The organism is Amphritea pacifica, assembly GCF_016924145.1.
Lineage (GTDB): Bacteria > Pseudomonadota > Gammaproteobacteria > Pseudomonadales > Balneatricaceae > Amphritea > Amphritea pacifica.
Map to the genome: position 1 here is coordinate 16,036 of NZ_JAFFZO010000024.1, position 19,270 is coordinate 35,305.

Genomic DNA, 19,270 nt, shown 5'->3' on the forward strand with positions numbered 1-19,270 from the left:
GCTCAGGGTTGAGCGGGCAGCGCGATCGGCACCCTCTCACCATCGATATTCAGGGTTAACTCTACCGCCTGAAGCCGGTGATAGCGACTGCCGAGCACCCTGAAATCGGTAGCATCAAGCCCCTCCTCTATCCTTTTCAGATAGAAATATCCCCGGTGTCCATAGATTTTATCCCCCACCACCGGATGACCCAGATAGCTTAGCTGAGCCCGAATCTGGTGTTTCCGTCCGGTATACAAGCGACACTCAATCAGCGCGTTGCCAGCCTCAGAATACAACACCCTGAATGCCGTTTTACTGTGACGCGGTTTCACAAAATGCTTTCTGTCACTGCCATCCACCACATAGACCTGACTGCGAATTGCGCTATCCGCTCTTTCAGACAGCTCGCACACCAGCGTTTTTGACTGCCAGAGAGGAATACCTGTAACCCACGCATGGTAGACTTTCTCTATGATTAACTGATCCAGACGAGGCTTCCATTGACGATCCGCTGAGGCATGCTTTGCCAACAGGATCACACCAGCGGTTTCGCTATCCAACCGGTGTAGCAGCCGCGCATCATAATAGGGTGTCTGCCGCCGCACCAGCGAGATCAGTGTGTTGTAGAGATTACGGGTGGTGCGACTGACCGGCAGCAGGTGGGGCTTATACACCGCCATCAGCTCACTGTTTTGCCACAGTAAACGCCAAGCGGTGTCAACGTCATCTTCCTGATGGCCTGGCAGGCTGACACAGACCGTTTCACCTCCAGACAGTTTAAAACCTGCTGAAACGGTCTCATTATCGATGCCTATACAGCCCCTGGCAAAAAGCTCAGGCAGTCGGTCAACATCCGCAGGCGTGAGCCTCAAACGTAAAAAATCGATCAATGGAAAGGGTAAGGTCCCGGCATCGGGAACAGCGAGACAGTCTGACAGATTAAAGACCAGAGAGAAGTGTTCCGACACGCGTCACAGACCGGTACAGGCAGACTAAAACAACGGACAGATCAGAGATCCGGCAGTTGCTGATGAGCGAAAATTTCCTCGATCTCAGCCCGGTTACTGCAGGCTTGCACCTGCCTGACCACTTCGGGAGTAAGATGCGGCGCAAACTGCTGGATAAAGTCGTACATATAGCCCCGCAGAAATGTCCCTTTACGAAAACCGATCTTGGTGGTGCTGTACTCGAACAGATGACTGGCATCAAGACAGACGAGATCCTGATCCTGCTGCGCATCAAACGCCATGGTCGCGATAATCCCCACCCCCAGCCCCAGACGAACATAGGTTTTGATGACGTCGGAATCAACCGCAGTAAATACCACTTTGGGTTCCAGCCCCTCCCGGCTAAAGGCGTCATCCAGCTTGGAACGTCCGGTAAAACCAAACACATAGGTCACAATGGGATACTGCGCCACATCCTGCAGCGTCAGTCTGGATACCTGAGCCAGCGGGTGATCTTTGGGCACTACAACAGAACGGTTCCAGCGGTAACAGGGCATCATGATCAGATCATTGAAGTGCGACATCGCTTCGGTAGCGATGGCAAAGTCGACCGAGCCATTTGCCGCCATCTCAGCTATCTGCATCGGGGTTCCCTGATGCATATGCAGAGATACATCGGGATAATTCTTCATAAAACTGTTGATCGTCACTGGCAGTGCATAACGCGCCTGAGTATGAGTCGTTGCCAGATCAAGACTGCCCATCTTCTCATCACTGAACTCCTGGGCAACCTGCTTAATGCTTTCAACTTTACGCAGAATATCTCCTGCGACTTCAAGAATCGCTTCACCGGCGGGTGTAACCCGGGTAAGGTGCTTTCCGCTACGGGCAAACACCTCAACTCCCAGCTCATCTTCGAGCAGACGAATCTGTTTACTGATCCCTGGCTGAGAGGTATAAAGGCTCTGGGCAGTCGCAGAGACATTGAGATCATGCCTGGCCACTTCCCAGATGTAACGTAACTGCTGCAGCTTCATTTATACCTCCAATAACGATAAAACCGTATTCTAATAACTATTGATTATAATACACCGTTATCCTTATCAAAAAACCTCTCTTTGACACGCCACTAAGCCTCCTCTATCGCAGGCCTTATGACACCGGGCTCACAGCATAATCAGGTCAGACGGCTACGCAGCTTACGGATCTCTTCCTCGTAGGTGGTCATCTTTTTCTCCAGCGTCGATAGCCGGGCCGTAGCCCGCATAACCTCCTCAGCCTTATCCTTTAACTGCCCGCGGAGCATATTCTCTCGCCGGGAAGCATCATTAACGGCCAGCAGGTTTTTCTGATTAATCCGTTTAAGCTCCTCTTTCATCTCATCGACTTTGTCTTCAAGACGCTTACTGCGATTCTGCTCAGAGAGTAGCTGGCTGCTTAACTGGCTTCTTTCACGCAAGTTCTGGCTGTCTTCAGTTTTGTAGCGTTTTAACTCAGTTTCCAAAGACTTAATCTGATTTTTATAGGTCTCCAGTTTGACATCTTTCTTGGCCACGACAGCCTGCAGATTATGAATATCCTTGGTCAGCGCGGACTCTTTACGCCCACACTCATCGCGAAACTTTTCCAGCGCACTGCGGTAATAACGGGTGTCTGCTTCCGCTTTCGCAACCTGATCCAGCCCATGACGCTGTTCTTCAATGATGCGCTGATCAAAAGTGCGTTTTGAGTCGTCGATCTTTTTCTGCAGCAGATTCAGTTCCTGCTCAACATTAAGGCGGCGCTGCTCTTCTGCCTTCTGTTCAGAGGTTGCCGTTGCCAGATTGATTTTCAGCACTGATATCTCAGCGTCAAGCACCTCAATCTGATGTTTTTCCTGTAGCAGTTGCTGTTGCAGATCACGATAGTTCTGATCCATCTCGGCTTGCTGACTCTGCGCCTTAAACAGTTCCGACTCTGATTGGCGGCGGGCATCTTCGCTGGCCAGCTGTTGATACTGCTTATCAGTGGACAGGGCTGACTGAGCCTCCTGCACGGCCAGCTGCCACATAGATTCAAAGCTATGCACCAGAGACTCAGGAAGCTCAGGCATCCGGGGTGTAGAATCACCGAACATCCGCATCCGATCAGGTAACACCGTCCACCACTGCTCTAGCAGTCCCGTCAGTTGCTCTGGCTCTACGCCAAACAGTTTTGCCAGTTCTGTTGTACTGGGCTCCCTGCCACTTTTTAATATGGCGTCTGCTGCTTTATTAAACTCTTCGGTGTTGATCTGTTGACTCATTAATAACGCCTTACCGGGCTGATGATTGCCCGTCTATTTTCTGCAAATTTTTTAACCCGTTTTCCAACTCATCCCCTAAAGGCGCGTGGAAAATTTTTCTGCCACCCGATGGCAGAGGTACTCGTAACTCAGCGGCATGAAGAAATAAGCGGCGAATACCGTAACCTTTCATCTCCCGATTCACCGGGTCCGTACCGTACTTATCATCACCGATGATAGGGTGACCCGCAAACTGACAATGAACACGAATCTGATGTGTCCGTCCGGTAATAGGGCGCGCCTCCACCAGAGTAGCCAAACCATCAAAGCGTTTAAGCACTTTATATTCAGTTAGTGATGCTTTACCCATGGGATGGGCTTTTACGATCCGCTCACCGGATTTTAGTTCATTTTTTTGCAGCGGTGCATCGACTTTGGTTTTTCTCGCCGACCACTTACCCTCAACCAGGGCGTGATAGATCTTGGTTATCTTTTTCGCTTGTAGTGCCGCATGTAAAAACCGGAGGGCACTGCGTTTTTTAGCCACCATGATACAGCCCGAGGTATCCCGGTCGAGGCGGTGAACCAGTTCAAGAAAGCGGGCATCCGGCCTGATCTGACGAATGGTTTCGATCAGGCCGAGGCTGATACCGCTACCACCGTGAACGGCCAGTCCTGACGGTTTATTGAGCACTATCAGATCATCATCTTCATACAGAATTGAGCTCTCAACCAGATGTTTCAGGTTATCGCTGACGGTGGCCTGAGGCTTCTCCTCGCTCAGCCTGATGGGGGGTACTCTGACCAGATCGCCATCCTGTAACCGGTAATCCGGTTTGATGCGCTTTTTATTAACCCGCACCTCCCCTTTACGTAAAATCCGGTAGATCAATGTTTTAGGTGCGCCTTTTAGACGGGTGCGCAGGAAATTATCAATTCGCTGCCCGGCTAACTCTGAATCGATTTCAAACCACTGGACTGCGGGCGCAGATACTGCTGTTTCTTCTGACATATTAATGGGATATCGGACCTTTCGATTGATGCTGTCTGTTTAAGCTGCTATATTCTAGCGCTGCTGCGGGCAGTTGGCTTTAGCTAATTTGAAATTCCCGGTTATTTTGCATTTTAGTTCTTAGAATCAGGCAAATAATCGGTTCGAATCCCTCGTACAGCATCAATTTTAAGAGAATTACTACGTATTTCATCCAGCTGGCAATGCCCTGAATTGCAAAACCAGTTGGAGGTGAAGATGTCAGTTGCCCGGAACCTGCCAATAAACAGACGGCAGCAACAGCCTGATCAGACTCGAAATAAGAGGTCGATATGAGGCAACTGTTTCCTTCACCGTCGATAAGACCTGGTCGTATTTTTATGCAGCCAGGCATTAAGTTGAGCACATGAGTCGTTACGAAGACTTGGTTTTCTGTGTCTGGATATATTCTATAGACACCTCTCTGTGTGGCTTGCGGCTGGATGAAGTACGTTAGTGTTATAAGAGAACGCTAACAAACAATGAAAAGAATGCTAATTAACGCAACTCAACAAGAAGAGTTGCGCGTTGCCCTGGTTGATGGCCAGCGCCTTTATGATCTGGATATCGAATCCAGCTCCCGCGAGCAGAAAAAAGCCAATATTTACAAAGGCAAAATCACCCGGGTTGAACCCAGCCTGGAAGCAGCCTTTGTTGAATATGGCTCCGAGCGCCATGGTTTTCTGCCCCTCAAAGAGATCTCACGCGAATACTTCAAAAAAGGCTCCGATAAAGGTGGTCGTCCGAATATCAAGGATGTGATTGCTGAAGGGACCGAAGTTATTGTTCAGGTTGATAAGGAAGAGCGCGGCAACAAAGGCGCTGCACTGACAACCTTCATCAGCCTCGCTGGCCGTTATCTGGTATTGATGCCTAACAACCCCCGCGCTGGCGGTATCTCCCGTCGTATCGAAGGCGATGATCGCAAACAACTTAAAGAGGCTCTGGATGGGGTAACTATCCCACCAAAGACCGGCGCTATTGTGCGCACCGCCGGTATCGGCCGCACCTCTGAAGAGCTGCAGTGGGATCTCGATTACCTGATGACCCTGTGGGATGCAATCACCAGCGCCGCTGATGAACGTAAAGCCCCCTTCCTGATCTATCAGGAAAGTAACGTCGTTATCCGTGCAATCCGCGACTACCTGCGCCAGGATATCGGTGAAGTACTGATCGATAAACCGGAAGTCTATCAGGAAGCGCTGAACTTCGTTCAGCAGGTAATGCCCAGCTATCAGAACAAGATCAAACTCTATGATGAGTCGATCCCCCTGTTCAATCGCTTTCAGATCGAGAGTCAGATCGAAACCGCTTTCCAGCGTGAAGTTCATCTGCCCTCCGGCGGCTCTATTGTTATAGACCCCACTGAAGCACTGGTATCCATCGATATCAACTCTGCCCGCGCAACCCGCGGCAGCGATATCGAAGAGACCGCATTGCAGACTAACCTGGAAGCGGCTGATGAGATATCCCGCCAACTACGTCTGCGGGATATCGGCGGTCTGATCGTTATCGACTTCATCGATATGACCCCTATCAAAAACCAGCGGGAAGTTGAGAACCGGATGCGCGATGCGCTGAAAGTTGACCGCGCCCGTGTACAATTGGGCCGTATCTCACGCTTCGGCCTGATGGAGATGTCCCGCCAGAGACTGCGGCCTTCACTGATTGAGAGTCGCGGCGCCGTCTGCCCTCGCTGTAATGGCCAGGGTACAGTGCGTGATACTGAATCCCTCGCCCTCTCTATCCTGCGCCTGATCGAGGAGGAATCATCAAAAGACCGCACCGCACAGATTCGTGCGATTCTGCCAGTTTCCGTGGCCACCTTCCTGCTCAACGAGAAACGCCGCGAGGTTCATGAGGTTGAGGTGCGTCACAAAGTCCGGGTTGTGGTTGTCCCCAATCCAAACATGGAAACACCGCATTATGAGGTGGTTCGTCTGCGCGATGATCACACCGTAATCAACACCAATGATGCCAGCTACACCCTGCAACCGGAACCTGAAGAGGAGCCGGAAGTTGAAAGCGCCAGAACTCAGCCTATACGTGAGCGTGCAGCGGTCAGTACGGTAGCCCCATCAACTCCGGCACCGGCTCAGGTAGCAGCCCCTCAATCTACGCCAGCACCTGTTCAGCAGAAGGCTGTCGAAGCCTCCCTGACCAGCCGCATCTTTACCGCACTGGGCAGCCTGTTTGGCAGCTCAGAAGATGCCAAAGAGAAAGCACGACTGGAGCAGGAAAAGGCTAAACAGGAGCAGGAGCAAGAGGAGCGCAATAAGAAGCAGCGCGGCCGTAAGCGTACCAACAACCGTCGCGACCGCGATCGTAACCGCAACCAACGCCGTGACAGCGATAAAATCATTGATAACCTGTCTGATAACAATGACTCACAGAGCACATCTGATCGTGATGAGTCACGCGAAGAGTCAGGTCGTGGCCGCTCGCGCAACCGTCGCCGCGGCGAACGGGACAAAAAAACGCAGCAGGATAATGAAGAGCAGAGCAACGCTCAGCAGAGCGAGCCTCAGAAAAGCAGCGAGGAAAACAAACCTGCTGAACAAAACGAAGATGGTCGCGCCCGTGGTGAACGCCGTCGCGGTCGCCGTCGTCGCGGAGAGCGCAGCGGCAAACGCACCAGCGATTCCAGTGCTTCTGAAACTAATGCTTCCGAATCTAATGCTTCCGAAAATAGTACACAGCTGAATGAAACGGCAGAGACAATCGCCAAACCTCAGACTGAAGAGCCAGCAGCGGTTGCTGACACTCAGCGGGAGACTCAGGCGGAAGAAGCGCCTCGCAAGCGTCGTCAGCGCCGTCGCGGGCCTAAAACAGAGACTACAGATACTGAGAACAGCACTGACAGCACTCAGACGACAGAAGCGACTAAAACAACCGTCAACCCTTCTGCTAAATCTGAAGTGGCTGAAGCGGCAGAGTCGGTATCAACGGACGTAGCAGAAACTGAAACAGCCGCAGCTGATACCCAGGCGGAACAGCCAAAAACTGACACAGCTGACGCCGCAGATACGACTGCAGCTGCAGAAGCAACAACGACTGCCAATGTGACTGAAACGGCTGAGAATGTGACTGAAGAATCTGCCGCAGCACCTGAGGCTGCAACAGAAGCTCCTCAGCCTGAACGCCTGAAACCAGAGCCTCTGGAACCAGAAGAAGCGACAGCAGCCGCTGTTGCAGAGCCTTCACAAGCTGAAGAGAGCGCCACTGCTCAGTCTGACGAAGCCACTGAGGAACAGCCCGAGCCTGAAGCTGTGACAGAGGAACAGCCCAAGCCTGAGGCCGCAGAACAAGCGATAGTTGAAACGACCAACACAGCTGCGGAAGCAGAAGCAGAGGAAGCGCAACAGGCTACAGCTGAAGCCCCCGCCGAAGAAGAGCAACCCAGCCGCCCAGCCGGTCGTCGCGTTCGTAAACGCCCTGATCTGACTGCGCCAACGGTTGCGCCTGACGAAGTCATGACCGCCCGCCCACGCCGCGAAGCGCCACCGACCAAGGCTCCTGAAGAGGCAGCACCGCGTCAGCGCCGTCAGCGTCGGGCCCCTAATGATCCGCGTCTGCAGGAAAACAGCGATAGCTGAACTCAGTAACGACAAAAAAGCCGGCGATTCGCCGGCTTTTTTAGGTTTATGATTTATAACAGGAAACATCTATGACAGGAAACATCTATGACAGGAAACATAGCAACAGCACCTGTCAGGGATAGCAGCGGGGTTCTATCTCCAGCATCACCCCAAACTGCTTGTATACATCAGCCTGAATAGCCCCCGCCAGCTCAATAATATCGGCTCCGGTAGCATTACCATGATTGACCAGCACCAACGCCTGCTTCTCATAGACTCCCGCATCACCTTGAGTACGCCCTTTCCAGCCCAACTGATCAATCAGCCAGCCAGCGGCCAGCTTGTAATACCCGGGCTTATCAGCAAACACCACCAGCCCGGGAAAGTCCTGCTTCAACTGTCCCGCCTGGCTCTCAGATATCACTGGATTTTTGAAAAAACTGCCAGCATTACCCAACTGCTCAGGCTGAGGTAGTTTGCTATTCCGTACCTCGCAGATAAGATCACTCAACTGCAATGGTTCAGGCATGGTTATACCGAGATCCGTCAACTGCCCGGCAATACCACCATAATGAAGCACCGGATTAAACTCACGACTCAGGGTAAAGGTCACTGCGGTGATCAGATAGCGGCCAGGAAAACGACTTTTAAATATACTGTCACGATAATCAAACTGGCAATCTGCTGAAGTGAAGACAACCCGATCACCGGTTTCCAGATCAAACGCCTCCAGGCTCTGCATGCGATCTTTAATCTCAACACCGTAAGCACCGATATTCTGAATAGGAGCCGCCCCCACGGTTCCGGGAATCAGGGATAAGTTTTCCAGACCATACACACCCTGCTCCAGCGTCCAGCGAACAAACGGATGCCACTCTTCACCGCCACCGGCAGTTACAGAAACGCTTCCATCCGGGTTATCCGATATCTGTAATCCGCGAATTCGATTGACCACTACCAACAGATCCAGATCAGCAACCAGAACAAGGTTGCTGCCGCCACCAATAAACAGCACGGGTATATTGTGTGTCTGAACAAATTCCCGGACATCATTGAGTTGTTCAGCGCTATCCAGAACCGCAAAATAGCGAGCCGAAACATCAAAACCAAAGCTGTTATAGGGTTTTAGGGAGACATTTTCCTGGAACTGAAGACTCATTGATTAAGCTCTTTGGCTATACGGTCTAACAAAGCTTCTGAAGCAGCTTCCACCAGATCCAGTACATGATCAAAACCTGAGGGGCCGCCATAATAAGGATCGGGTACCTCGCGCGGATCAAGTTCAGCAAGGTCAAGAAACAACCCCAGATGCCCCTTAAAGCTGGCCGGACATATCGCCCTGAGCTCTGACAGATTCTCCCTGTCCATTGCTAAAACATAATCATAGTGATCAAAATCAGCAGCAATCGCCTGACGTGCCCGCAGATCACTGAGATCATAGCCACGCTGCAGTGCTGCCGCTGCAGAACGATGATCCGGTGGGTTGCCAATATGGTAGGCCGCTGTGCCTGCTGAATCGATCTCAATCAGATGGGCGAGCCCCCGCTGCTCCACCAGCGCCCGAAACACCCCGTGGGCGGTAGGAGAACGGCAGATGTTTCCCAGACAAACGAAAAGAACCGATTTTTTATCCTGATATCTCAAAGCTCTTACTCTCAATATTGACTATGCACAGCTTGACTCTGTACCGATACTGCTCATTATAAAACAAACTGTTGCAAAATGATTTGTCGGGCAACGGATGAGATAAGTTCACGCTAAGTGTTGAAAAAAAACCAACCATTAAGGCTGGTTCGGTTGAATAAAGACACCTCAATAAATCAGCCAGCGCGCCAGCTTACTTAGCAAACTGGCTCTGAATCAATAGAGATTATTTTAGCAGATCATTGTTCAAACAGATGACGAATCCGCTCAAGGTCTTCAGGGGTATCAACGCCCGCTGGCGGCAGCTCGTCTGCTTCCTCAACATGGATAACCGCACCGTTCCACATCGCCCGCAACTGCTCCAGACACTCGGTCTCTTCAATTGGAGCCGGGGCCCACTGAACGAAGTCATTAAGCAGCTTAACACGATAGGCATAGATACCGATATGGCGCTGAAACCTGATACCCGAGGGCATCACTTCACGCCCGGAGGGGGTGGCAAAAGGATCTCTGGGCCAGGGAATCGGCGCCCGGCTAAAGTAGAGCGCCCGTCCTCGGGAATCCGCCACAACTTTAACTACGTTGGGGTTGAGTACAGACTCGATATCATTAATCGGCTCACACAGTGTTGCAATGCTGGCCTCTGTCACCGCACTGAGGTTATGTGCTACCTGATTGATCACCCGCGGTGGAATCAGAGGCTCATCCCCCTGAACATTAACCACGATATCATCCGCATAAAACCCCAGCGAGTGAACCACTTCCTGCAGCCGGTCCGTGCCGGAAGGATGGTCTGCCGATGTCATACAGACTTCGGCACCAAAACCACCGGCGGCATCCGCTATACGCTGATCATCGGTGGCGATAATGACCCGCTGAGCCTCGCTCTGAATGGCCCGTTCATAGACATGCTGAACCATCGGCTTACCGGCAATCTCCGCCAGCGGCTTACCGGGAAAGCGGGATGAACCAAAACGTGCAGGGATAACAACGGAAAAAGCCATATCGTAACCTACTTCGCCAGACGTTCGTCTGCGGTCAGGGTACGAGCTTCTGTCTCCAGCATCACCGGAATATCATCACGGATCGGGTATGCCAGACCAGAACTGCGACAGATCAGCTCATTGGTCTCTTTGTTCCACTCAACCGGTGCTTTTGATACCGGACAAACCAGGATATCAAGCAGTTTCTTATCCATCGTTAGTGCCTCTGTATGAAGTGCTGTAATAATTGTTACGCCGCGGGTCAGCGGCTGAGCAGTCGTTCGAGGGATACTGCAAACCCCTCTCCCAGCCTTGCATCAACCTGCAGATACCAGCTATTTTTAAGTGTTATATGATCGCATTTTACTGCGTCTTTTTCAGTCATTATCAACGGCAGCTGCTGCTCAAAGGATAGATCACGCTGACTAAAGTGATGGTGATCAGGGAAGCAGTGCAGCTCAGGTGTAAACCCTAAGGCTTTCAGTGTATGACTAAAACGTTCCGGATTACCGATTGCGGCTACCGCATTAACCTGCCGACAACCGCTCCACTGGTCCGTGGAGACAGCCGTATCGGATGATAATGACACCAGATGCCCCGGCTGCAGCGTCATAGTAAACGCTTTAGCTGCCTGAGTGGTATCCAACAGTGTATCCGGTAAGCCGCCATTTACCACAATCAGATCAACTTCATTTAATCGTTCGACCGGCTCTCTGAGCGGACCTTCAGGCAGGCAACGCCGGTTGCCAAAGCCCCGCACACCATCGATCACTGCTATTTCCAGAGTTCGGTTCAGGGCGTAATGTTGCAAACCATCATCGCTGATAATCAGATCGCAGCCGGTTTGCTCCAGCAGCAGCTTCGCAGCAGCAACCCGGTCAGGCGAGATCACCAGCGGAACATGGGTTCGACGCACAATCATCAGGGGCTCATCACCCGCTTCAGCAGCGGTTGAATCTGATGTTACAAAATAGGGGTTCGTCGGCGGTGTGGCACGGTATCCACGGCTGATAACACCGGGTTTATAGCCCTGCTGACGCAGATATTCGACCAGCCAGATCACCAGTGGCGACTTGCCGGTTCCACCGACCGAGATATTACCAACGACAATCACCGGTACCGGCGCGGTCCAGCTGGGTTTCGAACCATCCCGATAGCGCTGTCGTCGCCGGGCTGCGATACCACGGAATAGCAACTCCAGCGGGCGCAGAAGACATAGCCAGCGACTGCTGCTGTACCAGGCCTGCTCCAGCCCCATGTTTACTGCCCGGCCGGTTGCTGGGTAGTAATACTCAGCGCGGCGAACCCTAGCTTACCGGCAACATCCATAACGGTAACCACCGACTGGTGCGGTGTTTTGGCATCGGCGGAGATAATAAAGGGCAGCTTACGATTGTCACCGGCCTGATCGATAATCGCCCGGCGCAAGGTGTCCGGCTGACTGTTCAGCAGGCTCTGACCATTCACCGTATAGCCACCATCAACACCGATCAGTACCTCAAGGGATTCTGCCTGGGTCTCGGAGGCCTCACCATGGGCCTCCGGCAGACTGATCTGCAGATGCGACTCGTTCGTGAACGTCGTGGATACCATAAAGAAGATCAGTAACAGGAAAACCACATCGATCAATGGCGTCAGGTTAACGGAAACCTCTTCTTTCGGCTTACGTCTGAATTTCAATCGACTCATCAGTTACTCGAAATCTACTTCACGCTCACCGTGAACTACTTCAACCAGTTTCTGACACTCCTGCTCCATCTCAATCAGCAGAGTCTCAACACGACGTTGAAAATAACGGTGAAATACCAGTGTCGGAATCGCCACAGATAAACCCGCAGCGGTTGTAATCAGTGCTTCAGAGATACCACCTGCCAGCACATTCGCATTGCCAGTCCCCTGCAGCATGATCTCAGCAAACACTTTGATCATACCGATGACGGTTCCTAACAGTCCTAACAACGGCGAGATAGCAGCGATAGTGCCCAGCGAGTTCAGAAACCGCTCCATCTGGTGCATAACATGATAAGCCGCCTCCTGAATGCTCTCCCGCATAATCTCACGACCATGATTGGAGTTATTAAGACCAGCCACCATAATCTGCCCTAATGAGCTTTCATTGCGGATCATCTGCAGGCGCTCAGGGGTCATTTCACCACTACGCACCCGCATCCAGACTTCAGATAACAGATTATCTGGCGCGACCCGCTTCTTCTGCAGCACCCAAAAACGCTCCAGACAGATCGCCAGAGACAAGATAGAACAGGCGATAATTGGCACCATTAGCCAACCACCGGATTGAATCAATTCAAACACCAGTATTCCTCCTACAAACCGGCCCATACTCTAGCATAGAGTCACACGCCAGAGTAGTGATTAACCCGCTGACCAGTAACGCTTTTTCTGATCACGATAGGATTCAGTCAGACAATGGTCTGCGCTGCTCTGAATAATCACTGCGCCCCTGTCTGAGGTATTCAGCCAGTTCAGCTTAAGTAGCTGTAATCGATCAATAATCTCTCTGGCAGGATGCCCATAGGGGTTGTCAAAACCAGAACTGAACAATACCCAGTCCGGTCTTAAACCGTTTAACCACTCGACAGAACTGGAAAAACGACTGCCATGATGAGCGGCCACCAGCCAGTTGACATGTAAACCGGGGTGCTCATTCAGAATCTGCTGCTCGACACTGCTCTCAATATCTCCAGGAATCAGAATCGAACAGTTTTCTGACTGCACCAGTAGCACACAGGAGCGGTTATTTTCATTGGTCTGTTTCAGTCTGGCAGGCTGGATATAGCTGAAACGAACACCATCCCACTCCCAGCTATCACCAGGTGTGCAAGGTTGCGCGGGTAAACGGCGTCGAATCGCCGGACTACCGGAATCCAGACCATTAACCGTTAATGTCTCTGCCAGATCAGCATAACCACCAGCATGATCGTTATCTTTATGGCTGATAATCAGCCGGTCTAGCTGACTGATATTGCGACTTTCCAGCATCGGTATCAGAGTGAAACGGGCAGTACTGCGACCACGATACGCGGCACCGGTATCAAACAGTACGCTTTTACTGTTGGTCTCAATCAGTACGGCAAGCCCCTGGCCAACGTCAGCCACTGTCGCCCGAAAACCGCCCTGATCAACCGGTTGTTCAGGTGGAAAAATCAGTACAGTCAGCATGAGTAGTGCAAAAAACCCAACCCCCATCCAGCGGGGCAGATTCAGCAATAGCGCCGCCAGCCCTCCCAGCAGCACCGGCAAAAGAGCTGGACGACTGAACAACACCGCCTGCCCATCAGAAGGAGCGCAAACCTGTAACAATAGCCAGAACTGGTTCAACAGCCCATTCAACAGCGCGCTCCCCAGCTCAGCATTAAGCAGACAGAGCAGCAAACCCAGTACAACCCCGGGAATCAGAATAAAGGTGAGTAACGGAATAGCCACGATATTGACCAGCGGGGCGATCAGAGCAACCTGCCCAAGCCAGAACAGCAGCAGCGGGAACAACCCCAAAGACACAGACCACTGTGTAGTAACAATGGCTTTAAGCCGATGACTGACCGGATTTGCTGCAGTCGACAGCAGCAGCGCCCCGACTGCGGCAAACGATAACCAGAAGCCAGGCTGATAGAAGCTCAGGGGCTGCAGCAGCAGTACAACCACCAGCGCCAACTGGTATCGCGTCCAGATTCCCAGATGGCGGTTAAACAAACCGGGCAACAACATCGACAGCGCCATGATAAGCGCCCTCTGAGTGGGAATACTAAACCCGGCCAGCAGCGCATAGCTGGATGCCAGCAGCAGCGCAGGCACAATACGATAAGCGCGGATATCAGCCTGCCCCGGTAAAATACGCCCGGCCAGCCACTGCACCGAACTGCCTAACCAATACCCGATCAGACAGGCAATTGCGATATGCAGACCACTGATAACCACCAGATGTACCGTTCCTGTTTGTCGCAGAATGCGCCACTGGTCATCCTTCAGCCCCTGCTTGTCCCCCAGCAATAACGCCCTGATGGTTGCTTCACTGCTATCCGTCAATGATAACCGGCTTAGCCACTGAGCAATCCGGTATCTCAGGTAGGCGATCTGCTGCGCCCCGCTCTCCCCCGGTCCGCGAATCAGTCTGGCAGAGAGCAGATAACCCCGGGCATTAATCTGTTCAGCAAACAGGCGGGTTTCATAATCACTGCCGCCGGGATTCATCAACCCTCGTGGCGGCTTCAGCCGGACCTTCAACTGCCATTGCTGACCTGGCACAATTTCCCCCTCGGGGTGATACCAGCTCAGCTGCAGATGTTTCAGATCAGTCCCAGGCAACGTGGGAGAGTAATGGTCTACGTCAAAACTGAAGCGGATCATAGCGGGACGGTTTTGCGGCAAACCTGTAACCGTTCCACTGACCGAGATCTCCTGTGCCGACATATCCATCGGCATGCGCTGGCTCAGATTGAGATAACCCCAGCCGGAGGCGTAAACAACCCCGAATAGCAAACCGGCTATCTGGATTCGCCCCCCGGAGGATAAAAAGATCCGGCAAGACGGCAGTAAACATAAGAGTAGTAGCAATGCCAGCAGCAGAGTCAGAGCTGGAAATGAGATCAGCCGGGGTAGCCAGGCCACCAGCAAAACACCTAAAGCGATACCAATCATCCATGATTTCCGGTTGGCTTACAGTTTGTAAGGGGGCATAATGAGCCCCTCCCATCAGCTAACTATAGTTTCTTCCTGATGCCGCGCAAACTTATCAGAAAATTTATGCCAGATGAGCATAAACTCAAGTCCAACCGCTACCTGAGCTGGCTTGGAAGTCATATCCATGACCCAAATCTGTGGCACCTGACCCGTAAGTCTGTCAGCAGGGCATTCTTCGTTGGCTTATTCTGTGCGTTTATCCCGCTGCCATCACAGATGCTGATTGCTGCAATCGCAGCTCTGTTCGTGCGCAGTAATCTGCCAATTTCAGTGGGCCTGGTGTGGCTGACCAATCCGATCACTATCCCCCCTATGTTTTATTTCGCTTACTGGATCGGAACACTGATTCTCGGTGTGGACCCGGTTGCTATTGATTTTGAGTTAACGATGGAGTGGATTAAGGCTGAACTGGAACATATCTGGCTGCCTCTGCTGGTCGGATCGCTGGTATGTGGTATCGTCAGTGGCACTCTGGGCTATCTGCTAATGCAGCGATTCTGGGTCTGGCATGTCAATAAAAGCTGGCGTAACCGAAAAAGCCGCAAGTTTATACTACGCAAACTTCTACGGGATAAAGAGCCGCAAGATAGCGATGAAGACTCTCCTGCCAATCAGTCAGACAAAACCACTCAGAGCAAAAAGCCGGAATAAATTCCGGCTTTTATAGAGAAACGTAACGTTCAGCGTATCGATAGATCAGTCAGACCTGCTTAACTGATCAATTGCTGCAGTAAACCATCTTTCAGCTCAACAACCCGCCCCTGTTTTTCAGCGAGCTGTGGATCATGGGTCACCACCACAAACGAAATACCAAACTCAGTATTCAGTTTATCCATGAGCGCCTGCACCTCCTGAGCGGTATGACGATCAAGATTGCCGGTGGGCTCATCCATCAGCACACAGGCAGGATTAGTGACCAGCGCCCGGGCGATGGCCACCCGCTGACGTTCACCACCACTCAGCATCGAAGGCTTATGCTCAAGACGATGAGAAAGCCCCACCGAGTGAAGAATTGCAGTCGCCTGTTCGCGCACGCTGCTGATCGCCTCCCCTCTGATAAGCAAGGGCATCGCTACATTCTCAAGCGCGCTGAACTCTGCTAACAGGTGGTGAAACTGATAAACAAAACCAAGAGAGCGGTTGCGCAGCTGTGCCCGCTCCTGTTCACTGATCTTAAACAAAGAATGGTCGTCGACGCGAACATCCCCGGAACTCGGCAGATCAAGTCCCCCCAGCATATTCAGAAGGGTACTCTTCCCGGAACCGGAGCTGCCCACTATCGCCAGGGTCTCTCCCCGCTTCACCTGAAGCTCTATTCCCCGCAAAACCTCTACCGCAATATCTCCATCACCGTATCGCTTTTTCAGATCAATACACTGCAGAACCAGATCACTCATAACGCAACGCCTCCGCTGGCTGAGTCCGGGACGCCCGCCAGGCCGGGTAGATAGTTGCCAGGAAACTGATTCCCAGGGCCACAGAGATAATCACCACGACATCACCCAGCTGTAGTTGCGAGGGCAGATAACTAATGAAATAAACATCCGCACTGAGAAACTGAATCCCAAAAGTATGTTCAATCCAGGCGATAAGATCGGTAATAGTTAGCGCCAGCAGGATACCCAGAACAGATCCCAGCAGCGTTCCCATCACTCCGATAACGGTGCCCTGCACCATAAAGATCCGCATGATCCGACCCGGTGTAGCACCCAGTGTCCGTAAAATTGCGATGTCGCCCTTTTTATCTGTGACCACCATTACCAGCGTCGAAACAATATTGAATGCCGCCACAAACACGATCAGAAATAGCAGTAAACCGATCATCTTCTTTTCCAGCTGGATCGCCTGAAACAGATTACCGTGCGTACGGGTCCAGTCGCTGGCCCGATAAAACTCGCCCAGATCAGCTATAATCTGCCGGATTCTGGCGGGTGCCTGGAACAGGTTGTCAAACTCCAGACGGATACCATCAACACCGCGATCCATCCGTTTAAGCCGGGCTGCATCATCGATATTGATATAGGCAAGACTGGCATCCAGCTCGGCCCCGACTTCAAACACCCCGACCACGGTAAAACGTTTCAGGCGCGGAATAATCCCGGCAACACTAATCGATGCTTCGGGAAGCACCAGCGTTACCTTATCGCCCACAGCAACCCCCATGGAACGGGCCAGTAATGCCCCCAGAACAATACCGTAACTTCTCGGCTTCAATGCATCCAGGCTGCCAGCTTTGATATTCTCATCCAGAATGGAGATCTTTTGTTCCAGTTCAGGCTCTATACCGTTGATCAGTACGCCACGAACGACACCCCGGTTTGTCAGCATCCCCTGTGCCTGAATGTAGGGTGCAGTACCTACGACGCCAGCCTTCTGATTAACCTTAGCAGCGACCGCCTGCCAGTTTTCCAGCGGCTTACCATAGTCAGAGATAGTGCCATGGGGCACCATGCCAAGAATACGTTCTTTCAGCTCACGGTCGAAGCCGTTCATCACCGAAAGCACAACGATCAGCGCAGCAACTCCCAGCATCAGCCCCAGCATTGAGACCAGCGAGATAAATGAAATAAAGTTGTTGTTCCGTTTGGCTGAGGTATACCGCAACCCAACGTACAGAGAGAATGGTCTAAACATGGCCGGGATTAAATCACAGACTGATAAAATTCTCTAACAAAATCAGAATAATATTCGTTATACTCAGGAAAAGTGACCAACTCACGAGGGCTGTATTTTGAACCAGGAACGTCGCCAGTATTTCCGCATCAACGGCAAAGTAGCGGTAGACTATAAAATCATCACGGAAGATGAGATGCAGCACGGCCGTCTGCCGACGCAGTTTCAGGTTTCGCCCTTCTTTTTGTTACTGACTCAGCTTCAGGAGTTTAGTCAGGACAACAGCTACCAGCTGCGTAAAATCGCTCAGAAAGACCCTCTGGTTGCGACCTATCTCGAAAATATGAACAACAAGATCGATGCCATCGCTCATGCTATCGCTAAAAGTGATGTGGAGTTTGAAAATCTGACAACTCAGGAGATCAACCTGAGTGAAGGTGGCATGAGTTTTTACAGTAAAGAGTCGATTCCTCTTAAAAGCTATCTCGCTCTCAAAGTCGTATTTGAAGAAACCTACTCAGGCTTACTGCTGTATGGTCAGGTTCTCTATAGTGGCGAAAAAAATGAACAGGGCCAGTACAAGATTGGTATCGAGTTCAGCGATATGCCCGAAAGCAGCCGGATGATTGTTGCCCGCTATATTCTCACCAGCCAGACCCGCGAACGACAACAGAATGATGAGCAGTACTGATACGGTTGAACTGCTTGAGAGTCTTAACCAGCTTAATCAGGCTCTGCTCTGTTTCTCTGAACAGCTACTGAACAGCAAACTGCCCTTCTGGTTACCGGGCGAAACGGCCCGCAACCTGCCACAAGCGGCCAGCCTCTATACGGATATCTGGTATCGTGATGGGCAGGACGGTCGTACCACAATCACTCAGCACGGCATGATCGGTGCCAGCGCAGATCTGATTCAGGCGACCCTCAGATTAAACTCCGCAAAAACAGATTTCCAGGCCCTCGCAACCCGTTATCGGCTGAGCCAGTCCGCCGACACCCTGCAACTGCTTCACCGACGCAGTGAAACGATCGCCGCGATGTTGCATCGCCATGGTGCATCAAGACTTCATCTCAAGCAGTGTTATCGTCAGATCCCGGTATTTGAAACCTGCCCCAGCCGCATCGGTTTCAGTTGGTACAGCAGTGGCCGCAGCATTCGCAAACTCACCCCCAGGGAAGCTGAAGAAAAGCTGCTTCAACTGGACACCAGTCAACCTCATATTCAGATACAGTTACAGGCTGTCGGTCAGCTACGTCCCGGTGATATGCTGGCTCAGGTTCAAAATCAGGTACCGGTTATGCGGGCCAACCCGGTCTGGAAACACAAAGACAGCACCCTGCGTAAGGCGCTGAACACCTCATTGCCGATTATTATCGCCCTTAACAGTGATAACCCCACCCTGCCCGCGTATAATGAGCCACCGCTTACGCCGCCTGAAGCGCGTAGTCGGGTTGAACGCAGTGATCTGAAAATAGATCCTCAGCCCTTTCTGCCAAGCATCAGAGTACACCGTTACCTTGGATAACCACAC

Annotated in this window: 18 protein-coding genes; 4 read left to right on the forward strand and 14 right to left on the reverse strand. The window is 51.8% G+C overall.

Translation table 11 applies throughout. From position 1 onward, the window contains the following. Window positions 1-2: 2 nt before the first annotated feature. From JW499_RS14365 to rluC, 4 genes are all read right to left on the reverse strand, one after another. Window positions 3-950 (reverse strand): RluA family pseudouridine synthase, encoded by a 948-nt coding sequence (locus tag JW499_RS14365; RefSeq protein ID WP_205211263.1) that lies wholly within the window; start codon window positions 948-950, stop codon window positions 3-5. A gap of 41 nt (window positions 951-991) precedes the next feature. Further along, window positions 992-1,966 (reverse strand): HTH-type transcriptional regulator CysB, encoded by a 975-nt coding sequence (gene cysB, locus JW499_RS14370; RefSeq protein WP_205211264.1) that lies wholly within the window; start codon window positions 1,964-1,966, stop codon window positions 992-994. A gap of 140 nt (window positions 1,967-2,106) precedes the next feature. After that, window positions 2,107-3,213, reverse strand: a complete 1,107-nt coding sequence (locus tag JW499_RS14375) for a coiled-coil domain-containing protein (protein WP_205211265.1) — start codon at window positions 3,211-3,213, stop codon at window positions 2,107-2,109. Window positions 3,214-3,223: 10 nt separating this feature from the next. After that, window positions 3,224-4,204 carry a 23S rRNA pseudouridine(955/2504/2580) synthase RluC gene (gene rluC, locus JW499_RS14380; protein WP_205211266.1) on the reverse strand — a complete coding sequence of 327 codons (981 nt, stop codon included), beginning with the start codon at window positions 4,202-4,204 and terminating at the stop codon, window positions 3,224-3,226. A 500-nt stretch (window positions 4,205-4,704) separates the two neighbouring features. Between rluC and rne the strand changes: the two genes are divergently transcribed. Next, window positions 4,705-7,818, forward strand: coding sequence for a ribonuclease E (gene rne / locus JW499_RS14385; protein ID WP_332873979.1), 3,114 nt, complete (start codon window positions 4,705-4,707; stop codon window positions 7,816-7,818). Between the two features lie 115 nt (window positions 7,819-7,933). Here rne and murB read toward each other — a convergent pair whose 3' ends face one another. From murB to JW499_RS14425, 8 genes are all read right to left on the reverse strand, one after another. Then, a complete protein-coding gene (gene murB, locus JW499_RS14390; RefSeq protein ID WP_205211267.1) occupies window positions 7,934-8,959 on the reverse strand; it encodes a UDP-N-acetylmuramate dehydrogenase in 1,026 nt (341 codons plus the stop codon). Next, entirely contained in the window at window positions 8,956-9,444 is a 489-nt protein-coding gene (locus JW499_RS14395; RefSeq protein ID WP_232846428.1) for a low molecular weight protein-tyrosine-phosphatase, read from the reverse strand. The genes murB and JW499_RS14395 overlap by 4 nt, the downstream gene beginning before the upstream one ends. Before the next feature lie 239 nt (window positions 9,445-9,683). Further along, window positions 9,684-10,448: a 3-deoxy-manno-octulosonate cytidylyltransferase gene (gene kdsB, locus JW499_RS14400; RefSeq protein ID WP_205211269.1), complete on the reverse strand. Its 765-nt coding sequence runs from the start codon at window positions 10,446-10,448 to the stop codon at window positions 9,684-9,686. 8 nt (window positions 10,449-10,456) lie between these two features. Beyond that, on the reverse strand, window positions 10,457-10,642 hold the full coding sequence (locus tag JW499_RS14405; protein WP_091358362.1) for a Trm112 family protein: 186 nt from the start codon (window positions 10,640-10,642) through the stop codon (window positions 10,457-10,459). A gap of 47 nt (window positions 10,643-10,689) precedes the next feature. Then, window positions 10,690-11,685, reverse strand: coding sequence for a tetraacyldisaccharide 4'-kinase (gene lpxK, locus JW499_RS14410; protein WP_205211270.1), 996 nt, complete (start codon window positions 11,683-11,685; stop codon window positions 10,690-10,692). 2 nt (window positions 11,686-11,687) lie between these two features. Continuing rightward, window positions 11,688-12,107, reverse strand: a complete 420-nt coding sequence (locus JW499_RS14415) for an ExbD/TolR family protein (protein WP_205211314.1) — start codon at window positions 12,105-12,107, stop codon at window positions 11,688-11,690. A gap of 12 nt (window positions 12,108-12,119) precedes the next feature. Continuing rightward, complete coding sequence (locus tag JW499_RS14420; protein WP_091358608.1) at window positions 12,120-12,740, reverse strand: MotA/TolQ/ExbB proton channel family protein; 621 nt, start codon at window positions 12,738-12,740, stop codon at window positions 12,120-12,122. A gap of 60 nt (window positions 12,741-12,800) precedes the next feature. Then, a complete protein-coding gene (locus JW499_RS14425; RefSeq protein WP_205211271.1) occupies window positions 12,801-15,083 on the reverse strand; it encodes a DNA internalization-related competence protein ComEC/Rec2 in 2,283 nt (760 codons plus the stop codon). A gap of 105 nt (window positions 15,084-15,188) precedes the next feature. Here JW499_RS14425 and JW499_RS14430 point away from each other — a divergent pair, with 105 nt between their 5' ends. Beyond that, entirely contained in the window at window positions 15,189-15,776 is a 588-nt protein-coding gene (locus tag JW499_RS14430) for a DUF2062 domain-containing protein (protein ID WP_232846429.1), read from the forward strand. Between the two features lie 59 nt (window positions 15,777-15,835). Here the strand turns inward: JW499_RS14430 and lolD are convergent, their stop codons facing one another. Then, a complete protein-coding gene (gene lolD / locus JW499_RS14435; protein ID WP_205211273.1) occupies window positions 15,836-16,522 on the reverse strand; it encodes a lipoprotein-releasing ABC transporter ATP-binding protein LolD in 687 nt (228 codons plus the stop codon). Next, window positions 16,515-17,759 (reverse strand): lipoprotein-releasing ABC transporter permease subunit, encoded by a 1,245-nt coding sequence (locus JW499_RS14440; protein WP_205211274.1) that lies wholly within the window; start codon window positions 17,757-17,759, stop codon window positions 16,515-16,517. Before JW499_RS14440 ends, lolD begins: the two co-directional genes overlap by 8 nt. Before the next feature lie 97 nt (window positions 17,760-17,856). Between JW499_RS14440 and JW499_RS14445 the strand changes: the two genes are divergently transcribed. Next, complete coding sequence (locus tag JW499_RS14445) at window positions 17,857-18,429, forward strand: PilZ domain-containing protein (protein WP_205211275.1); 573 nt, start codon at window positions 17,857-17,859, stop codon at window positions 18,427-18,429. Then, window positions 18,413-19,264 carry a DNA replication terminus site-binding protein gene (locus JW499_RS14450; protein WP_205211276.1) on the forward strand — a complete coding sequence of 284 codons (852 nt, stop codon included), beginning with the start codon at window positions 18,413-18,415 and terminating at the stop codon, window positions 19,262-19,264. Before JW499_RS14445 ends, JW499_RS14450 begins: the two co-directional genes overlap by 17 nt. The last annotated feature ends 6 nt before the right edge of the window (window positions 19,265-19,270 follow it).

Excerpts from the sequence above, each read along its gene's own strand:
- JW499_RS14450 (WP_205211276.1), top strand. The coding sequence starts at position 18,413 with ATGATGAGCAGTACTGATACGGTTGAACTGCTTGAGAGTCTTAACCAG.
- JW499_RS14425 (WP_205211271.1), bottom strand. The coding sequence starts at position 15,083 with ATGATTGGTATCGCTTTAGGTGTTTTGCTGGTGGCCTGGCTACCCCGG.
- kdsB (WP_205211269.1), bottom strand. The coding sequence starts at position 10,448 with ATGGCTTTTTCCGTTGTTATCCCTGCACGTTTTGGTTCATCCCGCTTT.
- rne (WP_332873979.1), top strand. The coding sequence starts at position 4,705 with ATGAAAAGAATGCTAATTAACGCAACTCAACAAGAAGAGTTGCGCGTT.
- JW499_RS14405 (WP_091358362.1), bottom strand. The coding sequence starts at position 10,642 with ATGGATAAGAAACTGCTTGATATCCTGGTTTGTCCGGTATCAAAAGCA.
- murB (WP_205211267.1), bottom strand. The coding sequence starts at position 8,959 with ATGAGTCTTCAGTTCCAGGAAAATGTCTCCCTAAAACCCTATAACAGC.
- lpxK (WP_205211270.1), bottom strand. The coding sequence starts at position 11,685 with ATGGGGCTGGAGCAGGCCTGGTACAGCAGCAGTCGCTGGCTATGTCTT.
- JW499_RS14440 (WP_205211274.1), bottom strand. The coding sequence starts at position 17,759 with ATGTTTAGACCATTCTCTCTGTACGTTGGGTTGCGGTATACCTCAGCC.
- JW499_RS14430 (WP_232846429.1), top strand. The coding sequence starts at position 15,189 with ATGCCAGATGAGCATAAACTCAAGTCCAACCGCTACCTGAGCTGGCTT.
- rluC (WP_205211266.1), bottom strand. The coding sequence starts at position 4,204 with ATGTCAGAAGAAACAGCAGTATCTGCGCCCGCAGTCCAGTGGTTTGAA.
- cysB (WP_205211264.1), bottom strand. The coding sequence starts at position 1,966 with ATGAAGCTGCAGCAGTTACGTTACATCTGGGAAGTGGCCAGGCATGAT.
- lolD (WP_205211273.1), bottom strand. The coding sequence starts at position 16,522 with ATGAGTGATCTGGTTCTGCAGTGTATTGATCTGAAAAAGCGATACGGT.
- JW499_RS14375 (WP_205211265.1), bottom strand. The coding sequence starts at position 3,213 with ATGAGTCAACAGATCAACACCGAAGAGTTTAATAAAGCAGCAGACGCC.